The organism is Brevibacillus fulvus (genome assembly GCF_016908525.1).
Classification (GTDB): domain Bacteria; phylum Bacillota; class Bacilli; order Brevibacillales; family Brevibacillaceae; genus Brevibacillus_G; species Brevibacillus_G fulvus.
The window spans coordinates 73414-91450 of the sequence record NZ_JAFBEB010000002.1 but is presented as its reverse complement, the minus strand read 5'-3'; the positions used below and the strand labels follow the sequence as shown (position 1 = coordinate 91450).

The 18037-nt window shown below is 52.9% G+C and carries 15 protein-coding genes and 1 riboswitch; of the genes, 1 reads left to right on the top strand and 14 read right to left on the bottom strand.

What is annotated here, in order from left to right; genetic code table 11:
• Positions 1-109: 109 nt before the first annotated feature.
• From JOD01_RS03800 to JOD01_RS03755, 10 genes are all read right to left on the bottom strand, one after another.
• Complete coding sequence (locus JOD01_RS03800; protein ID WP_204517209.1) at positions 110-1282, bottom strand: Gfo/Idh/MocA family protein; 1173 nt, start codon at positions 1280-1282, stop codon at positions 110-112.
• A gap of 51 nt (positions 1283-1333) precedes the next feature.
• A complete protein-coding gene (locus JOD01_RS03795; protein WP_204516917.1) occupies positions 1334-2329 on the bottom strand; it encodes a Gfo/Idh/MocA family protein in 996 nt (331 codons plus the stop codon).
• Positions 2330-2564: 235 nt separating this feature from the next.
• Positions 2565-3563: a LacI family DNA-binding transcriptional regulator gene (locus tag JOD01_RS03790; protein WP_204516916.1), complete on the bottom strand. Its 999-nt coding sequence runs from the start codon at positions 3561-3563 to the stop codon at positions 2565-2567.
• A 102-nt stretch (positions 3564-3665) separates the two neighbouring features.
• Positions 3666-4718, bottom strand: a complete 1053-nt coding sequence (locus JOD01_RS03785; RefSeq protein WP_204516915.1) for a Gfo/Idh/MocA family oxidoreductase — start codon at positions 4716-4718, stop codon at positions 3666-3668.
• Between the two features lie 206 nt (positions 4719-4924).
• Positions 4925-6331 carry a M20 family metallopeptidase gene (locus JOD01_RS03780; RefSeq protein ID WP_204516914.1) on the bottom strand — a complete coding sequence of 469 codons (1407 nt, stop codon included), beginning with the start codon at positions 6329-6331 and terminating at the stop codon, positions 4925-4927.
• Entirely contained in the window at positions 6328-7629 is a 1302-nt protein-coding gene (locus JOD01_RS03775; RefSeq protein ID WP_204516913.1) for an amidohydrolase, read from the bottom strand. The genes JOD01_RS03780 and JOD01_RS03775 overlap by 4 nt, the downstream gene beginning before the upstream one ends.
• A gap of 33 nt (positions 7630-7662) precedes the next feature.
• Positions 7663-9210, bottom strand: a complete 1548-nt coding sequence (locus JOD01_RS03770) for an AbgT family transporter (protein WP_204516912.1) — start codon at positions 9208-9210, stop codon at positions 7663-7665.
• Positions 9211-9451: 241 nt separating this feature from the next.
• Positions 9452-11230, bottom strand: a complete 1779-nt coding sequence (gene thiC / locus JOD01_RS03765; protein ID WP_204516911.1) for a phosphomethylpyrimidine synthase ThiC — start codon at positions 11228-11230, stop codon at positions 9452-9454.
• A gap of 86 nt (positions 11231-11316) precedes the next feature.
• Positions 11317-11430, bottom strand: a riboswitch (TPP riboswitch).
• Positions 11431-11485: 55 nt separating this feature from the next.
• Positions 11486-11941 carry a GNAT family N-acetyltransferase gene (locus tag JOD01_RS03760; RefSeq protein ID WP_204516910.1) on the bottom strand — a complete coding sequence of 152 codons (456 nt, stop codon included), beginning with the start codon at positions 11939-11941 and terminating at the stop codon, positions 11486-11488.
• A 76-nt stretch (positions 11942-12017) separates the two neighbouring features.
• A complete protein-coding gene (locus tag JOD01_RS03755; RefSeq protein ID WP_204516909.1) occupies positions 12018-13322 on the bottom strand; it encodes a hypothetical protein in 1305 nt (434 codons plus the stop codon).
• Between the two features lie 202 nt (positions 13323-13524).
• Between JOD01_RS03755 and JOD01_RS03750 the strand changes: the two genes are divergently transcribed.
• Entirely contained in the window at positions 13525-14223 is a 699-nt protein-coding gene (locus JOD01_RS03750; RefSeq protein ID WP_204516908.1) for a gamma-glutamyl-gamma-aminobutyrate hydrolase family protein, read from the top strand.
• Between the two features lie 89 nt (positions 14224-14312).
• On the opposite strand, the gene JOD01_RS03745 is transcribed toward JOD01_RS03750, so the two are convergent.
• The 4 genes from JOD01_RS03745 to JOD01_RS03730 form a co-directional block, all read right to left on the bottom strand.
• Positions 14313-15098 (bottom strand): enoyl-CoA hydratase-related protein, encoded by a 786-nt coding sequence (locus JOD01_RS03745; protein ID WP_338028519.1) that lies wholly within the window; start codon positions 15096-15098, stop codon positions 14313-14315.
• Entirely contained in the window at positions 15095-15634 is a 540-nt protein-coding gene (locus tag JOD01_RS03740; RefSeq protein ID WP_204516906.1) for a gamma carbonic anhydrase family protein, read from the bottom strand. The genes JOD01_RS03745 and JOD01_RS03740 overlap by 4 nt, the downstream gene beginning before the upstream one ends.
• An 81-nt stretch (positions 15635-15715) precedes the next feature.
• Complete coding sequence (locus JOD01_RS03735) at positions 15716-16516, bottom strand: enoyl-CoA hydratase/isomerase family protein (protein WP_204516905.1); 801 nt, start codon at positions 16514-16516, stop codon at positions 15716-15718.
• Between the two features lie 27 nt (positions 16517-16543).
• Positions 16544-18022, bottom strand: a complete 1479-nt coding sequence (locus tag JOD01_RS03730) for an aldehyde dehydrogenase family protein (RefSeq protein WP_204516904.1) — start codon at positions 18020-18022, stop codon at positions 16544-16546.
• Positions 18023-18037: the final 15 nt, after the last annotated feature.

Here is an 18037-nt window from a genome sequence, read left to right as displayed (position 1 = left end):
GCGGCTCCATTCTCCAGCTCCCTTGCTCCCCGCTCTTTCAGCAATCCGTTTGGCCTGCGCATCCCGGGCAGCTGTCATAAGCAACGGCCCGGGGCAGGAACTGCTTTGTTCAGTTGTCCAGCATTTCCATGACCTTTACCCATCGGCCTGTCTGATCTGATCGTTCCACTGCCGCCAGCACCAGCTGGTTGCGAAGCCCATCCTCAAAATTGGGCGCCGGATTACAGCCATTGGCAATGCCATTGCACAACTCGAGCATCAAATTGATAAACGTGTGCTCGTAGCCGATAATATGACCGGCCGGCCAATAAGCGGCGGCGTAGGGGTGCTCCACTTCCGTACAGTTGATCGTGCGGAACCCTTGCAGGCCTGCTTCATCTCCATCCAGATAAACCTGGAGATTGTTCATGTTTTCCATGTCCCAACGCAGCGAACCGCGTTCCCCATTGATTTCAAAGCGATTTCCGGCGCGGTTTCCTTTGCTGAAACGGGTCGCCTCAAACACGCCCAAGGCGCCATTGTCAAAGCGGGCGAGGAATACGGCGGCGTCATCGACTTCTACCGGAGCGCGTTGTCCATTCCCGGGCCGTCCCCGCAAGTGCTGATCCATTTCCCCCAGCGGACGCTCTTTCACGAAAGTTTCCAACATTGCGACAACTTCGTTGATTTCGCCAACCAGAAAGCGCGCCAGATCAATAATGTGCGCTCCCAAATCACCCAGTGAGCCGGAACCGGAAACTTCCTTGCGCAATCGCCAGGTAAGCGGAAATTCCGGGTCCATCAGCCAATCTTGCAAAAAGGTGGCGCGAATGTGATAAATTTTTCCCAATCGCCCTTGCTCGATCAGCTTTTTGGCAAACTGGACGGCCGGTGCAAACCGATAGTTGTGGCAAATCATATGGATGACACCGGCCTTGTTCACCGCATCCCGCATCTGGCGGGCCTCAGCCACCGAACGCGCCAGCGGTTTTTCACAAAGCACATGCTTGCCTGCCTGTGCTGCCGCGATCGCCATTTCCGCATGCGTATGGTTGGGCGTAACGATATCAATCAAATCGATGTCATCGCGTTCAATCAAACGCCGCCAATCGGTCTCATAGCTGCTCCAGCCCATCTTCTCGGCAGACTGTTTCAGCGCGGCCTCGTCCCGCCCGGCGATCGCCTGCAACACCGGGACACCCGCTGGTTCGAAGAAAAACGGCAAATCTCTCAGTGCATGGCTGTGAGCCTTGCCCATAAATTTGTAGCCGATCATCCCGACGCGTATTGGTTTTTTCCTTATATCCACCCTTTGCTCACCGCCCCTTCCAAAATAAAAGCAGTTATCGACCAGCTAGGCGTTTCGGTGAAAATCAATCCGTTTGCCCTCTCTGGCGCTTTCATAGATCGCCTCCAGCAGCTGGATGGAGCGGAAACCGTCTTCTGCCGTGACCGGAGGAGCGCTTCCGTCCACGATCGCGCTGATGAACAAACGGTCTTCCTCGGCATAGCCCCATTTTTCTTCGGTGGTCAATTGAAAGAAGTCGCTGACTTGCGCCGGTTGTTTCAGCCCGGGGGCATACATGACTTTTTCCATTTCCTGTGTCGCAATGGTTGAATATGTTCCGTATACTTCCAAACTTTCAAACGGAAAGCTCCAGCCGGCGTGGGCATAGGTGACAAACGTGGCGATCGTTCCTGAGTCGAAAGTGAGTACGATCGCAAATGTATCCAGTTCTTCTGCGGAAACATTTTGCCGCCCTTCACAGTAAATCGTCTGCACTTCGCCAAACAGATAGCGGCTTAAGTCCATCAGATGAAAGGGAGTCTCATACAAAAATCCCCCGGTCACCTTCGGATCGGCGGTCCACGGCGGATTCAGCAGTTCGCCGCGATTCATCTTGATTTGCGCCAGGTTGGGAACCACCTCGCCGGAAGCGATCAGCTCCTTCACCTTTTTGTAAACCGAGGCGTATCGGCGATTCATCCCCAGATTGTAGATCGCCCGGGAGGCTGCCGCCGCTTCGCGTATTTGCTGCGCTTCCGCCAATGAAACCGCCATCGGTTTTTCGGAAAAGACGTGAATCTGGTTTTGCAGGCAAGCGAGAACCGGCTCGACGTGCAGTGTGTTGGGCGTAGTAACGTAAACCGCATCTACGCCAAGTTCAAACAAATCGTGCAAGCTCGTCAACGCCCGCGCCTGGCCGACTTCTGCCGCCAACGCTTGCGCCCGTTCGGCCGAAATATCGGCGACACCGACAATTTCCACTCGTTCGTCTCTCGCCAAAATGGAACTGTGTACTTTTGCAATAAATCCGGCACCCAGAATGCCAACTTTTACTTTGCTCATCAGCTACTCTCCTTTATCTCGTAACAAGTAAGATGGAAAGCGCTTAACATATCAGACACAGCTTGTCGTTTCCGGATTGGGCAACAATTTTTCAGGGAGATAGAGAAGGATGCTGGAGGATTTTTCGCATCGATTCTTGGTGTGAAAGGAAAGCACAGACAAGCGGCGATCCAATGAAAGCGCTTTCTTTATGTGCGGCCAACAGGCAGCGTGAAACACGCCTGTCTGCTTTGGTTCAGGAGCGGCGCTTCCCTGTTGACTTGCGAATAATCAGTTGTGGCAACATGACGATTCGCTGCTTCGTTTTGTTGTGGCGTTCAATTTCTTCAATCAGCAGATCGACTGCCTGCGAGCACATGTCGAGGATCGGCTGGGCAACCGTTGTCAAGGGCGGGTCGGTACTCCGCGATAACAAGGTGTTATCAAATCCGGCAACCGAGAGATCATCGGGAATGCGCAATTGTCTTTCCCTCGCTGCCAGGATCACGCGGATCGCCAACAAATCATTGCAGGCAAAAATGGCGGTTGGCCGCTCGGGCGAATCAAGCATTTGGCCGGCCAAATATTCTGCGCCTTCTTCCGTCGAATCGCTGACCACGAGAAACTCTTCTCTGACCGGCAAACCTTTATCCTGCATCGCTTGCCGAAAGCCGCGGATTCGTTCCCGGCTGCTCGACGCATCTTCGGCGAGAATTCCGATTCGGGTATGCCCCAGGGAAATCAGATGGGAGGTCACTTCGTAGCCGCCCATAAAATCATCCACTTTTACGCTGTTAACCGACAGATGTGGATAAGACTCGGCCAACAGGACGACGGGAACCTGCTCTTCAATCAACTCGGCAATTACTTCCACATTTTTGTAGCCGCCAGCGAGAATAAAGCCGTCGACACTTTTTTGGCGCAGCAGCGAGACGTACACCGCTTCCTTTTTCTCCTGCGAATCCGTGCTGCAAATGACAAGATTGTAGCCGCGTTCATGCGCCCGATCTTCCACTCTGCGGGCCATTCCGGCAACAAACGGATTGGCGATGTCGGGAAGCAGGAAACCGATAGTCGACGTGCGTTTGCCGGTTAAAGCCGACGCCAGTACGCTAGGTTTGTAGTTCAGTTCTTCCATGACTTTCAACACTTTTTCTTTTGTTTTTTTACCGACCCGCTGATGATTAATCACCTTTGAAACGGTAGCGATCGACACTCCTGCTTCTCTTGCCACGTCATAGATCGTTGGTTTCATCCACTGTGTGCCTTCTTTCTACCTGGTAGTTCTGTCCGCGCTTCCATCCGTGAAGTTGAGCAGAGCGGAAACGATTTGATGATGAAGCGCTTTCTGCATTGGTTAGCGCGGCAAGTTGGCTGCATTTGCCGTTGATTGTGCTGTGTCCAAGGGAATGGTTGTGTTTGTGTGGTAGGATGCTGTGGCTGCTGCTGCGATTTGCAGAGCGATTTTGCCGTCCTGCTCATGGACAAGCGGTTTTTGCTGATTGCGCAAACATTCGATAAAGGAAACCATTTCATTCAAGTAAGCATCCAAAAACAGTGTGGGGAAGTCGGGAATGATGTCGTGCGTGCCGCCTTTCTTGGTCAGAATTTTCAAGGCGTGGTGCCGAAGTGAACCGATCTGGATCGCTCCTTCCGTTCCGATCACTTCCGCGCGAATATCATACCCGTAAAATGCGTTGCGGCTCGCTTCGATGTCGGCGGCAGCTCCAGAGTCAAAGGTCAGATAAGTCAGCGCCTGATCGACATCGCGGTACTCGCTGACGAAAGCGTGCCGGTCCCGGTTGACGACGCTGCCGTGTGCGGTCACGGAAGTAACCTCTGCTCCCAGCATAAACCGCGCGGCGTCGTAGTCGTGGATCGAAAAATCAAGGTACAGCCCGCCGCTGTTTTTGATAAATTCCGCCGGCGGCGTATTTCCGTCACGGGTAATGCCTTTGAAGTAAAGCGGTTTCCCGATGTCTCCGGCGTCGATTCGCCGCTTCGCTTCCAGATAAGCCGGGTCAAACCGCCGCATAAAGCCTACCTGACAAGAGACATTGCTGCTTTGGATCGCCGCGATGACCTCATCTGCCTCCTGCAGCGAGTGTGTGATCGGCTTCTCCACAAAAATGTGCTTTTGATTGGCTGCCGCCAATTTCAGCAAGGCTGCATGGGTTGTCGTCGGGGTCACGATAACAACGGCATCCAGATCCGGATCGGCCATAACGGCTGCGGGATTGTCGGACCACCGCGCCACCCCCAGTTCTCTTGCCACCTGCTCGGCTCTGCCGGGCAAGGCATCGACCACTGCTGCCAGTTCGGCATCCTGTATCCGCTGCGCCAGATTTTGCGCGTGCCAATAGCCGAGCCTGCCCAAACCAATGACGGCGCACCTGATTTTTTTGTTCACGTAATCCCATCCTTTCAAATGTTTCTCGGCGGATGACTCGTGATGATTTTCAAAATTCACTCTTTTCAGTTTTTGTAAAGCGCTTTACTTATTTCGTATTATAGTATCCGCGTTATACGATTTCAACACTATTTTGTAAGCGGTTGCATATTTTTTCGCCTAAAAAGCCGGCGCCATCTCTGACGCCGGCCGCTGCCGAGCTGTTCCTATTTTTTTGCCGACGGCTGTACGCCTTCCGGAATCGGACATTGGTAAGCCTGTTTGCCCAAACGTTCCTGCAATTCTTTCTTCGCCTGGAGCACCGCTTCCGGATTTTTCAGCATGTCGATCGCCGTTGCCGCCATCACCTTGCCGGCATGAAGCATCCCTTTATGCCCGATCGAAGTGGCGCCAATCGTCACCCATTGCCACGAATGCAAAGCCGAGCCGTTCACGAAGCATGCCGTGTTGCATTGGGCGGTCGGCGTAATCCAACTGACATCGCCTACGTCCGTGGAGCCGTTCAGCGGGATGGTTGCCCCTGTATAAGGCTGCAGCCAGTCCACCAGGTCGGGAGATGCTCCATCGGGCAAAGCGGCCGAGCTGGCTCTTTCCTGCGGTGTGAGCGTAGCCCGTACTTCCTGCGCCAACGCTTGTTCCTGCTCATCGAACTGCGGGACGCCCAACTGTTGAAAATTGCGATACATGACTGATTCTAACGTCTTGTTCTGAATCAGCTCGGAGCACGCTTTGTCAAACACGATCTCCACTTCGGTTCCGGTCATCAGCGCTGCCCCTTTGGCAATGTCGCAAACCCGTTCGTAAATTTCTTGCACTTGGGGAACATGCGGAGCGCGAATGAGATACAAGACTTCCGCTTTCGCCTGAACGACATTGGGAGACAATCCGCCTGTATGGGTAACGGCGTAATGCACCCGCGCTTCCGGAATGATGTGTTCGCGCAAGTAGTTGACGCCAATGTTCATCAGTTCAACGGCATCGAGTGCGCTTCTTCCCAGATGGGGACTGGCCGCGGCGTGTGCGCTTTTTCCCTTGAACTTGAAGTACACCTGGTAATTGGCCAAAGATTCCACGGCCATGACGCTGTTATAGCCCATCGGATGCCAGCTCAGCGCGAAGTCCACATCGTCAAACACTCCGGCGCGGGCCATAAATGTTTTTCCGGAGCCGCCTTCTTCTCCGGGACAGCCGTAATAACGGACGGTGCCGGGCAGATTATATTTTTGCAAATATTCTTTAACCGCCACAGCGGCCGCCAAAGAGCCAGTGCCCAGCAAATTGTGGCCGCAGCCATGGCCATTGCCGCCAGGGATCTCCGGAATCTCCTGCGCAATGCCTTTTTTCTGGCTCATCCCCGACAGCGCATCAAACTCTCCCAGGAAAGCGATGATCGGCGCTCCGCTGCCAAAAGTTCCGATAAAAGCGGTCGGGATGCCGCCTGCCCCACGTTCGACAGCGAACCCTTCTTCCTCCAACGTTTGGCAAAGCAACTCGGCAGAACGAAATTCCTCAAACCGGGTTTCGGCAAATTCCCAGATCCGGTTGCTCACGTCGATAAACTTCTCGCGTTTTTGCTCGATTGTCGTCGTGATCATTTGCAGATCGTTGTTCATTTGCGATCCTCTCCTTCCGCACGAGATAAGGAAAATTCGGCTTGCAGCGTCCGTCTGGCGATTCGTTCGAGCAATTTCACGCTGCGCGGCAACACTTCCTCCTGGATGTCAAACTTGGGATGATGATGAGGAGCGGGAATGTCTGTGCCAATTACCATATAAGTCGCCTTGCCGCCGCGTTCCTGAACCCGGCGAATCATGAAGCTGGCGTCTTCGCTGCCGATCGAATTGGCCGCCCCCACTTGGAAAGCAGTAAATCCTTCCACCTGTTTGGCTTCTTCAATCGCCAGTTCGGCCAGCTCTTGATCGCTGTGAATCGGAATGGCGGCGCCAATTACCTCGATCCGGTAATTCAATTCATGCATTGCCGCGCTTTGCGCGATAATGTTGCGAACGCGGCGTTCCAGTTCCTGATTGACTTCCTCCGTAGCCGAACGAGTCTCGACGACCATTCTGGCGGATTGCGGAATAATATTCGCCGCTGTTCCGCCTTCCAGGACGCCGACGTTGATGCGGGTTTCCCCTGTGCTGAAGCGCGGGATGGCATGGATATTCAGCAGAGCGGTAGCGGCACCGAGCAAGGCATTGCGCCCTTGCTCCGGACTGGCCCCGGCATGTGCGGAAACCCCTTCGAAATAGGCGGCCATTTTCGTGGTAGCCAGAAAGCCGGCACAACTCCCATGCACTTCACCCAAAGGAACATTCGTGCCCAGATGGTGGCAGAACAAATAATCGACATCGTCCAGCATCCCTTTTTGCACGACGGCATAAGCTCCGCGCACCCCTTCTTCCGCCGGTTGAAAAATCAGCTTTACCGTACCGGAAAAGTTTCCGTCCGCCAGTTTTTCCGCCAGTCCGAGACCAATGGTCGTATGCCCATCGTGGCCGCAGGCGTGCATATTGCCTTCATACAACGAGCGGAATCCTGCCGCTTGCGGATAGTGATCGTGATCTGTGCTTTCCAAAATTGGCAAAGCGTCCATATCGAAGCGGAAAGCCACCGTTGGTCCCGGCGCCTTTCCCTTTAAAATTCCAATCACCGCGGTGTAGCCTCCGCGCATCTTCTCGACGATTTGCGGATTGGCACCGTCGCGCAGCGCCCGCTGATAGGCGTCCTCCAATACTTCAGGCGAGGGCAGTCCCCGGCGCGATTCCCCATCGATGGCATCCTGGCCATAAAGCACTTCGTAGCCAAGCGCCGTTAATTGTTCCACCACTTTCGCTGCGGTGCGAAATTCTGTGAAACCTAATTCGGGATGCTGATGCAAATCTCTGCGCAACGCAATCAGATCCATCATTTTCCAAACCTTCTTTCCAATGTTTTACGTTGGTCAACCCAGTTTCGGATAAACACCCGGGCCGATGGGCAAGCCCAAAAAGTACCAGACAACCAGCAACAGCGTCCAGCAAACGAAAATTACCAACGGATAAGGCAAAATCAGTGAATAATACGTGCCCAGCTTCGCCTCTGGCTTGTACTCTTGCAAAAACTTCAACAGCAATGGCGTAAACGGCGAAACGATCGCAAACGGAATAACCGAAGAGTCGGCAATCCGGAAGGCGATTTGCGCGAAAGCCGGATGATAGCCGAGCGCCATGAACATCGGCACAAAAACCGGGGCCAGCAGTGACCAGATCGCTGAGCCGCTGGCGATAAACAAGCAAAGGAATGCGGACAGGAACATCAGGCCGATAAACACCGGCGCTCCGGTCATATGCACTTTTTCCAACAAATCGGTGATATACAGGGCCATGAAGGTTCCCATGTTGCTCCAGTTAAACAAGGCGACAAATTGGGACAACGGGAAAACCAGTACGATAAAGCCGGCCATCCCTTTAATCGGATCGGCCAAATAGGCAGGCAAATCATTTTGTTTGCGGATGGCTCCGATTTTGATGCCATAGGTAATGGAAACCGTTAAGAAGAACAAGAGAATAATCGGCACAATCCCGGAAATGAATGGGGAGGGAACGATCGTGCCCAGTTTCGGATCACGCAGCAAACCGTTTGCCGGAACAACCAAGGCCGCCAGCACAATAATGAACACTAAAGCAGCGATCCCGGTCGCTTTTAACGCTTTGTTTTGCTCCGGCGTCACATCTTCCAGCTTGTTGAGACGATTTCCTTTGTACGTTCCCAAGCGCGGTTCGATGAATTTATCCGTGATCAATCCGATCAACCCGGTCAGGAGGATAACCGAAGTTGCCATGAAGAACCAGTTGTCGAGGACGCTGACCGTGACGTTGGGATCGACACCCTTTGCAATTTCGGAACTGATCCCCGACAACAGCACGTCGGTCGTCACGATCAAGATGTTTGCCGTAAAACCCGACCCTACTCCGGCGATGGCGGCAAGCAAGCCGGCAATCGGATTGCGGCCTACAGCCATAAAGATCAATGCGCCGAGCGGAGGCATGATAACGAAAGTAGCATCGGATGCGATGTGGCTGAAAAATGCGATAAAGGCAACCATATAACTGGCATATTTCGCATTGACCCGCAAAGACATTTTGCGGATCACGGTTTCCAGCAAGCCAACTTTCTCAGCGAGACCGACGCCGAGCATCAACGTCAAAATCGAGCCAAGCGGCAGGAAGCCGGAAAAATTCTTAATGATGTTCGGTAAAATCCATTGTATGCCTTCTTGACTGAGCAAATTTTTCACATGCACTTCTTCATTTTTTACGGGATCGATCGCGTAAACATCAAACAACGAGAGAACCGCGGTTAAAATCATCAAGATGGCAATCAAGTAGACGAAAAGCATGAAAGGATGCGGCAGCTTATTTCCAACCCGTTCCACCCATTTGATCAATCCTGCTCCCCGGACGCTTTCCGTTTGCTGATCCGCACTGGTTTGCAGTTGTCCTGTACTCATGGGAACCCCCCTACTGTTTGTTCTTTTTATCTGGTTTGTTTCAGCGATTTAACTAACATTGAGAGCGCAGCGTTCCGGGACCTCCCCTCCTGAAAATTTAACGAATATTTTATGAAATTGTCGTTTAATAGGATTATATTACCGTAATAAAGCATTTTCAACTATTTATAATTGTTTGACTTGTTGCAAAAATGCAGAATGAACAAAGGGAATGCGATTCCTCGCATTCCCTTCCCCTTTGTCAACGATACAGCCTGCGGCCCGTATCGCGAAATTCCTTCGCTTTTTCCGCCAAGCCTTTATCAATTGCCTCCTGATGATTCAGCCCATGCTGCCTGGCGTACTCCCGGATGTCTTGCGTAATCCGCATACTGCAAAATTTCGGGCCGCACATCGAGCAAAAATGGGCAGTTTTGGCACCTTCGGCCGGCAGAGTCTCATCATGGTACTCCATCGCTCTTTCCGGGTCCAAAGATAGATGAAACTGGTCTCTCCAACGAAACTCGAAACGCGCTTTGGATAGGGCGTCATCCCTCTCCTGCGCCCCCGGATGCCCTTTGGCCAAATCGGCAGCATGGGCCGCAATCTTGTAAGCGATCACGCCCTCCCGAACATCGTTTTTATTCGGAAGTCCGAGGTGCTCCTTGGGTGTGACATAACAAAGCATTGCCGTCCCGAACCAGCCGATCATCGCGGCGCCAATGGCCGAGGTAATATGATCGTAGCCGGGCGCAATGTCTGTAGTCAGCGGCCCCAGTGTATAAAAAGGGGCTTCGTGGCAAATTTCCATTTGCCGTTCCACGTTCTCTTTGATCATATGCATCGGAATATGCCCGGGCCCCTCAATCATTACCTGAACATCATGCTTCCAGGCAATCTTGGTCAACTCGCCCAGAGTCTCCAACTCGGCAAACTGCGCCTCATCATTGGCGTCGGCAATGGAGCCAGGACGCAATCCGTCACCGAGGGAAACAGAGATATCATAGCTTTTCAGAATTTCACATATCTCTTCAAAATGCGTATATAAAAAATTTTCCTGATGATGTGCCAGACACCAGGCCGCCATAATCGATCCGCCCCGTGAGACAATACCGGTAACGCGGTTGGCAGTCAACGGGATGTAGCGCAGCAGCACGCCCGCATGGATGGTAAAATAATCAACCCCTTGTTCGGCTTGTTCAATCAAAGTATCCCGATAAAGTTCCCAGCTTAATTCTTCGGCTTTCCCCCCCACCTTTTCCAATGCCTGATAAAGCGGAACGGTCCCAATCGGCACCGGTGAATTGCGGATAATCCATTCCCTTGTCGTGTGGATGTTTTTCCCTGTAGACAAGTCCATGATCGTGTCCGCTCCCCAGCGTGTCGCCCATCTCATCTTTTCCACCTCTTCCTCGATGGAAGAAGCTACCGCGGAGTTTCCGATGTTGGCATTAATTTTCACCAAAAAATGTCGGCCAATGATCATCGGTTCGCTTTCCGGATGATTAATATTAGCCGGAATAATCGCCCGTCCCATCGCCACTTCCTTGCGGACAAATTCCGGTGTCACTCGTTCGCGAATCGCCACATACTCCATTTCCGGGGTAATGATGCCTTTTTTGGCATAATGCATCTGAGTTACGACAGCCCCGGGTTTGGCGCGCAGCGGACGTCGTTTCAGACCGGGGAAGTTTATCGGTTGATCAGCTTCCTTCTGTTTGTAGCCATTATCCTCCGGTTGGACGGTACGCCCCGCGTACGCTTCTACGTCGTTTCGCTCCAGTATCCACGCCAGCCGATTGGCAGGCAATCCTTGGCGAATATCGGTTTCCATGCTGCCGTCAGTATATGGCCCGCTGGTGTCGTAGACTCTGACCGGCGGGTTTTCCCGCTGTCCATCCGCACTGACTGTTGGCGAGAGAGCAATCTCCCGCATCGGGACGCGAATATCCGGACGCGATCCCTGCACATATACTTTTTTGCTGCCGGGAAACGCGCACAAACTTTGCAATTCGTCCTTCTTTTCAAACTCGCTTGCCATTTCCATTCCTCCTTGAGAACAGTGTGATCAAGCGGGGAAGCCGAAAAGACGAAAAAAAGACCGCAACGAAAAGAAGCGATCTTTTATCTCCAAAAGCTCGAACATTCCTCCGCTGGCATTACCCAGATCAGGTATAACGGTCGACGACATTGCCGGTCATCCTCTCAGCCTGGCTTCACCAAGCTCCCGTGTCTATTCAGTTTTCATTCCTATCATATCCATAAATTTACAAATTTTCAACCCAGAAAAATCCCGTTACAATCGCAAGCTCATAAACACACTGTTCGGATCTTCCTGATAGTCGGAGAATGGCGGGCAATATTGAAAGCCGAAACTTTCATACAGTTTTCTCGCTGGCATAAACGCATCCATCGAGCCGGTTTCCAGACTGACTCGCTGATAACCACGGCGTCTCGCTTCTTCGAGTATGTACTGAAGCATTCGCCTGGCCACGCCTTTTCGCAGGTGTGCGGAGGCGGTTCGCATCGATTTGAGCTCTCCATGCAGACTGTCCAGCTCTTTTAGCGCTCCACAGCCAACGAGTTCCCCTTGTTCCCACGCGCTCCAAAACGTAATCTCCGGCTGCTTCAACTGCTCGAGATCAAGGGCATGGATGCTTTCAGGCGGAGAATGAACAGCCATGCCCGCCAAATGCTCGCTGATCAACGCAATGACTTCAGCCCCGGTTAAATCGTCTTGGTTAAATTCCATATCATTGTCCCCCTGGCAGCAAATCGTGCTCGTTTCACTTTTGTCTGGGCCGCCCTTTAACGGATACCCGCTGATCTTATTTACGCAAAGCATACAGCTTTCGCGGCCGCCCGCGTACCGACTGCATCTCTTCCCCTTTGGTCTCGATCAAACCGGCTTCACACAGACTCCCCATGATTCGCTGGACATTGCGCACGCTCATCGACAAATATTGGGCGAGGTCGGCTGAGCTGAACGTTGTCCAGCCCATCTTTTGTACCAGCGCTTCTATTTTTCTAAAGGTTTTGATACTGACATTCGCTTGATTGAGTTTTTTCAGCAATGCTCGATCAGTGGAGCGATACGCATACAACAGTTGGTTTTGCTGTCCGGCCGATTCCACGATCAGGCCGTCTTCCTGCACGATCACGATGTCTTGCTCCGTGCCAACCTTGGCATGTTGAATCGCTTTGCGGGCATGCGTCTCCGCCGAGTACGCAGTGTCGCCATAGCCGATCCCCACTGCCACGACAGCATCGGTTTCGGCAGCAATTTGCTGGATGGCGTGCCGCAATTGTTCAATCTCACGTTCCAATGCGCCACGCGAACTGACAATTTTGTAGCAGCCATTGCCGTTTTCGATCAATGAACCATCTACGCTTTCGCAATAATGCAGCAATATTTTTTGAATCGCCAGCTCCAAATGCTGCAAATGATAGCGCGCCACCGATTTCTCGGCAATCTCGTCAAAGCCTTCAATCTCGATGATCTCCATACCGATTTGCGTATCTTTGAAATACGAACTTTTCGCTTTTTCCAGCACGATCTTCATTGCTTGCCGGATTTCCATCTTTGTCATTAAAATGCGGTAAACCGGAACTCCTGCCAGTTTCAGCCTTCTTTCTACGGAAAACAATGTCGTAAAAGCCCCCTGCACCTTTCCTTCCTCCCACAGCTTCTGGTGAAATGCGGCAATGGCAACAGGGTCATACTGTTCGTCATACGTGTACAAATACGTGTCTTCTGCCGGCACTCCCAGCTCGGCAAGCGATTCTTGCATATGGGCTACTTCGGAATCGATCATATCGATCGATACCCGTTTGGAGATTCGCTGCTGTTCAAACGCCATTTGGCAAAAACCGCGATACAGATTGGCACCTGTTTGATGACAGTAGACGATATTGGCATCGGAACGCAGCACCTTTTTGGCGAACATATGCGGAATCGGCCCGGAAAAAAACCACCCGTCAAAATCCGCTTGATGTTGTTCGACGATCCGGCTGACTTCTTTCGCATCCTCATATACGAAAGAAACGAACTCAATTTCGTGTTCAAATTCATTGGCTACATCAAGGATCCGTTCAACGGATGGCGGTGGTCCTACAACTCCAATTCTGTACATAGCGCCCGTTACTCCTATGTTTTTGCATGCATTTTGCAAATTTTTGTCTATTATAACAAATAGAAGAGAATTTGCGGGGAATTTGCTAGCAGTTTTTTACGTTGCTTGCCGCGCTGTCAACTGTTTTCAGAATTGACAGGATAATCGGAAAGCTCGTCGAAAGAATGTATATCATCCTTTTACAAAAGTCAGGGGGTTACCAATGCGGCCGATTATTGGCATTACCGCACCGCTGCGCGAAGGAAAAGTAATTTTGAGTCAGGATGTGAACGACTCCATTTTGGATGGGGGCGGGCTTCCGTTTACGCTTCCCTACACGGCAAATCTTGAAGTGCTGAGGGAACTGACCGGACGCCTGGATGGCTTGCTGCTGACGGGCGGCGTCGATGTAGACCCCTCACTGTTTGGCGAAGAGCCGTTGCCCGGTTTGGGGGAAATCATGCCGGAGCGTGACGAATTGGAGATGCGGCTGACCCAGCTGGCCCTCGCGCAAAACTTGCCGATTTTGGCGATTTGCCGCGGCGTCCAACTGTTGAATGTCGTCGCCGGAGGCACCTTGTACCAAGATTTGGCCAGCCAAAAGGAACAGGTGCTGCAGCATTCGCAAAAAGCGCCGCGCGACTATCTTTCCCATTCCGTCGAGATCGCCGCAGGAAGCAAACTGGAACAGATCATCGGAAGCCGCCGGATCAAAGTAAACAGTTTTCATCATCAAGCCGTTAAACAACCGGCTGCCGGGTTCCGCGTCTCCGCTTTGGCCGGCGACGGAGTGATCGAAGCGATTGAAAGTGAACGCCATCCGTACGTGATCGGCGTGCAATGGCATCCGGAAAACACCTGGAGAAACGACGAGCCTTCGCAAAAACTTTTTGCTTCATTCATCGAAGCCTGCAAAAGTTGATTGAGCTCGGGACTAAGCGAAAAAGGCTGATGCAAACTGCGACTCCCTTTTTCGAACGGGAGAGCAAAGTGGATCGGCCTTTTTCCGTTCTATTCGCCTCGAAAGATCGGTTTGCGTTTTGCCCGAAATGCCTCCAGCGCCTCAATTCGGTCTTTGGTCGGAATAATCGCTTCATACGCTTTTGCTTCTATCTCCATCCCGCTCATAAGGTCAACGTTCAGGCCGCGGTCGATCGCATCCTTCGCTTGATAAACCGCCAAAGGAGCATTGTTGGACAGCTCGCTGCACAGCTGCCGGCATCGTTCGTCCAACTGTTCAACCGTTTCCGCCACCCCGTTGAGAATGCCAAGCCGCTGCGCTTCCGTCGCGGATATCCGCCGGCCGGTCAGAATCAATTCTTTCGCCAGCGCCGGTCCGATCAATCGCGGAAGCCGTTGGGTGCCGCCCGCGCCGGGAATAATCCCCAGGCTAACTTCCGTCAGTCCCAGCGTGGCGCCGGCCCAAGCGTAACGAAAATCGCAAGCCAGCGCCAATTCAAAGCCGCCGCCAAAGGCATATCCGTTAATGGCGGCGATCGTCGGCTGCGGCAGACGGGCAAGCGCATCGAACACCTCGCGTATTTTGTTCACATTGCGGCGCACCTGCTGCTCATTCAGCGTGCGCCGCTCCTTCAAATCAGCTCCGGCACAAAACGCTCTTCCTGCCGCGCGAATGACCACGCTGCGAATCTCTTTGTACGCCAATCCGATTTGCGCAATGATCTCCCCGAGTTGGCACAAGGTCGGGTAATCCAGAGCATTTAGTTCAGCCGGTCGGTTGAGTGTGATCAATCCCACGTTATCTTCTTTCTCGAACAGCACGGTACGCTCACTCACCGCTCTTCCCCCCTTGAGACACGTCCGATTCCTTCTCCCAAATATTGTCTCATCAGTTCCTGATAAGTAGCGGAACTGTTCTGTACCCACCATAATGCCCCGCCTTCCAGCTGCTTCTTTACTTTGGCGGGAGCGCCAGCGATCAGCACACGTGCCGGAAACGTTTCACCGGCTTTGACCATGCTGCCGGCCGCCACGACCGATTCCTCGCCAATTTCGGCATTGTCGAGGATCACCGAATTCATCCCGATCACCGATTTGGCGCCAATCCGGCAATTATGCAAGATCGCCCCGTGTCCAACCGTAACATCCTCTCCAATAAAGGTGCCGCTGTCCGTCATATGCACAACACAGTTGTCCTGCACGCTGGTGCGAGCCCCGACAACGATTGGTCCGCAGTCTCCTCGCAGCACCGCGCCAAACCAGATGCTGGCTCCATCCTCAATGGTAACATCGCCGATGATGGTGGCATTGGGAGCTACAAACGCCGTCTCAGCAATTTTGGGAAATACTCCCTTGTAACCGAAAATATACATCGTGCCCTGCCTCCCCTCTTTTAAAAGGACAGTATCGGCCCGCTGATGAGAGCCGATACCGATACGGTTAATCTGGTTATGTTACTGCCCTTTCCAGTTAGGCTGCCGCTTTTCCAAAAACGCGCTCAATCCTTCTTTGGCATCCTCCGAACGGAACAGCAAGTTTTGCAACTCACCTTCATAGCGGATCGCCACATTCAGCGGCATGTCGATTCCGTTCATGATGGAAAGCTTGATGTTGGACACGGCGTACGTCGCGCTGTTTACAATCTTGCGGGCATATTCCAACACTTTTTCCCGCGTCTGTTCCTGTGGGAATACATCGTTGACCAGCCCGATCTCCAACGCTTCCTGCGGCGAGATCGTCTTGCCGGTAATATTCATATCAAGCGCCCGCGACGGTCCGATCAGCCGGGCCAGACGCTGGGTTCCCCCGGTTCCCGCCAAGACGCCGAGCGATACTTCCGGCAATCCGATTTTTCCTGCTTGATCTCCCATAAACCGCAAATCGCAACCGAGCGCCATTTCCAACCCGCCGCCAACCGTATGGCCTTCCAGGCAGGCGATATACACTTGCGGGGACCGCGCCATCTTATCCAACGTTTCGTTGCAGAACAGGCAAAACTGGGTTTTAAAGCGAGGCTCTGCCGCTTTCAGGAAGTTGATGTCGGCACCCGCGGAGAAAAAGCGGGGCGTGTCGCTCATCAGGACCGCCACTTTGATGCTGCTGTCGAAACGGATATCATCGATCGCCGCATTCAGTTCGCGGTAAAACTCAAGACTGTACGAATTGGTTTTGTTGATATGCAGATGGATTTCTGCAATCCCGTCCTGTTTTTTCACCGTAAGCATAGTACCTTCTTGCACAGATGCTGTTGTCATGGAAAATGCCTCCTTGTGGATGGTTTTTTATAAGCCGAACAGATTCAGCGAACGATTGCCAATATACGAAACGACGCTCTTCGTCTCGGTGTAGAGCTGCATCGTTTCCAGGCTGAGTTCGCGGCCAAATCCGGATTGTTTGTACCCGCCGAAGGGCGTTCCGGGGAAGGCGGAGATCGGCGAATTGATCATGACGATGCCGGCCCGGATCGCGGCCGCAACCCGATTGGCTCGGCCGTGGTCTTTTGTCCAGATGGCGGAGCCCAGCCCGTAGATCGTGTCATTGGCCATTTGGATCACTTCCTGCTCTTCCGCAAACGGAATGACGACAACGACAGGACCGAAAATTTCTTCCTGGGCGACGCGCATTTTGTTATGCACATTGGCCAAAATCGTCGGCAAATACCAATGTCCTTTGGCAAACTCGGGCCCCTCCGGCCGCTTGCCGCCGCAGAGCAGAGTCGCGCCCTCATCCAAAGCAAGCTGGACATAACTGTCGATGACCCGCTCATGCTCCGCCGAGATGACTGCACCCATATGCACCCCTTCGCGAAACGGGTCGCCGACCTGAATCCGCTTGGCCTTCTCGACAAACTGCTCCATGAATCTGTCGTAAATGGCTCGGTGCACAAACAGCCGGGAGCGCGCCTCACACGACTGACCGGTATTGTAAAAAATGCCGTAGAGCGAGCCGTCTACCGCCGCTTCCAGATCACAATCGTCAAAGACGATGTTCGGCGATTTTCCGCCAAGTTCGAGCGTTACCCGTTTTAATGTCCGGGAGGCGCGGGCCATAATGTCTTTCCCCGTTTCCGTCTCCCCGGTAAATGCGACTTTGTCGACGCCCGGATGCTCAGTCAAATATGGGCCAATCTCGGAACCGCTGCCGGTAATGACATTGATCACCCCTTCCGGCACACCCGCTTCCGTACAAATCTCCGCCAGCACATAAGCGGTAATCGGCGTATGACTGGCCGGTTTCAAGACAACCGTACAGCCGGCAGCCAGGGCGGGAGCAATTTTCCAGGCGGCCATCATCAGCGGATAATTCCACGGAATGATTTGCGCGCAAACACCGACCGGCTCTTTGACAGTATAGTTGAAGAACCCATTCGGCACTTGATTGACACGCCCGCCTTCCGTCACGGCCGCTGCCGCGTAAAATTCAAAATCCTCGATCGCCTGGCCAATCTGGCCTTTGGCCGCATCGACCGTTTTGCCGCTGTTCAAAACTTCCAAACGCACCAGATCAGCGAATCGGGCCCGCATGATCTCTGCAATTTTGTTCAGCACTCTGGCACGTCTGGCAGCGGTCAAACGCGGCCATTTTCCGCGATCAAATGCTTCCCGTGCCGCGGCAACCGCCCGATCCACGTCCTCCCTGGAAGCTTTGGCCACCTGTGCCAAGACTTCGCCTGTCGCCGGATTGTACGTCTCGAAGTACTCCCCGGTGCTGCCGGCTGTGTAACCGCCATTGATATACAGTTGATACTGCTGCTTGAGCATGACTGTCCCTCCTTG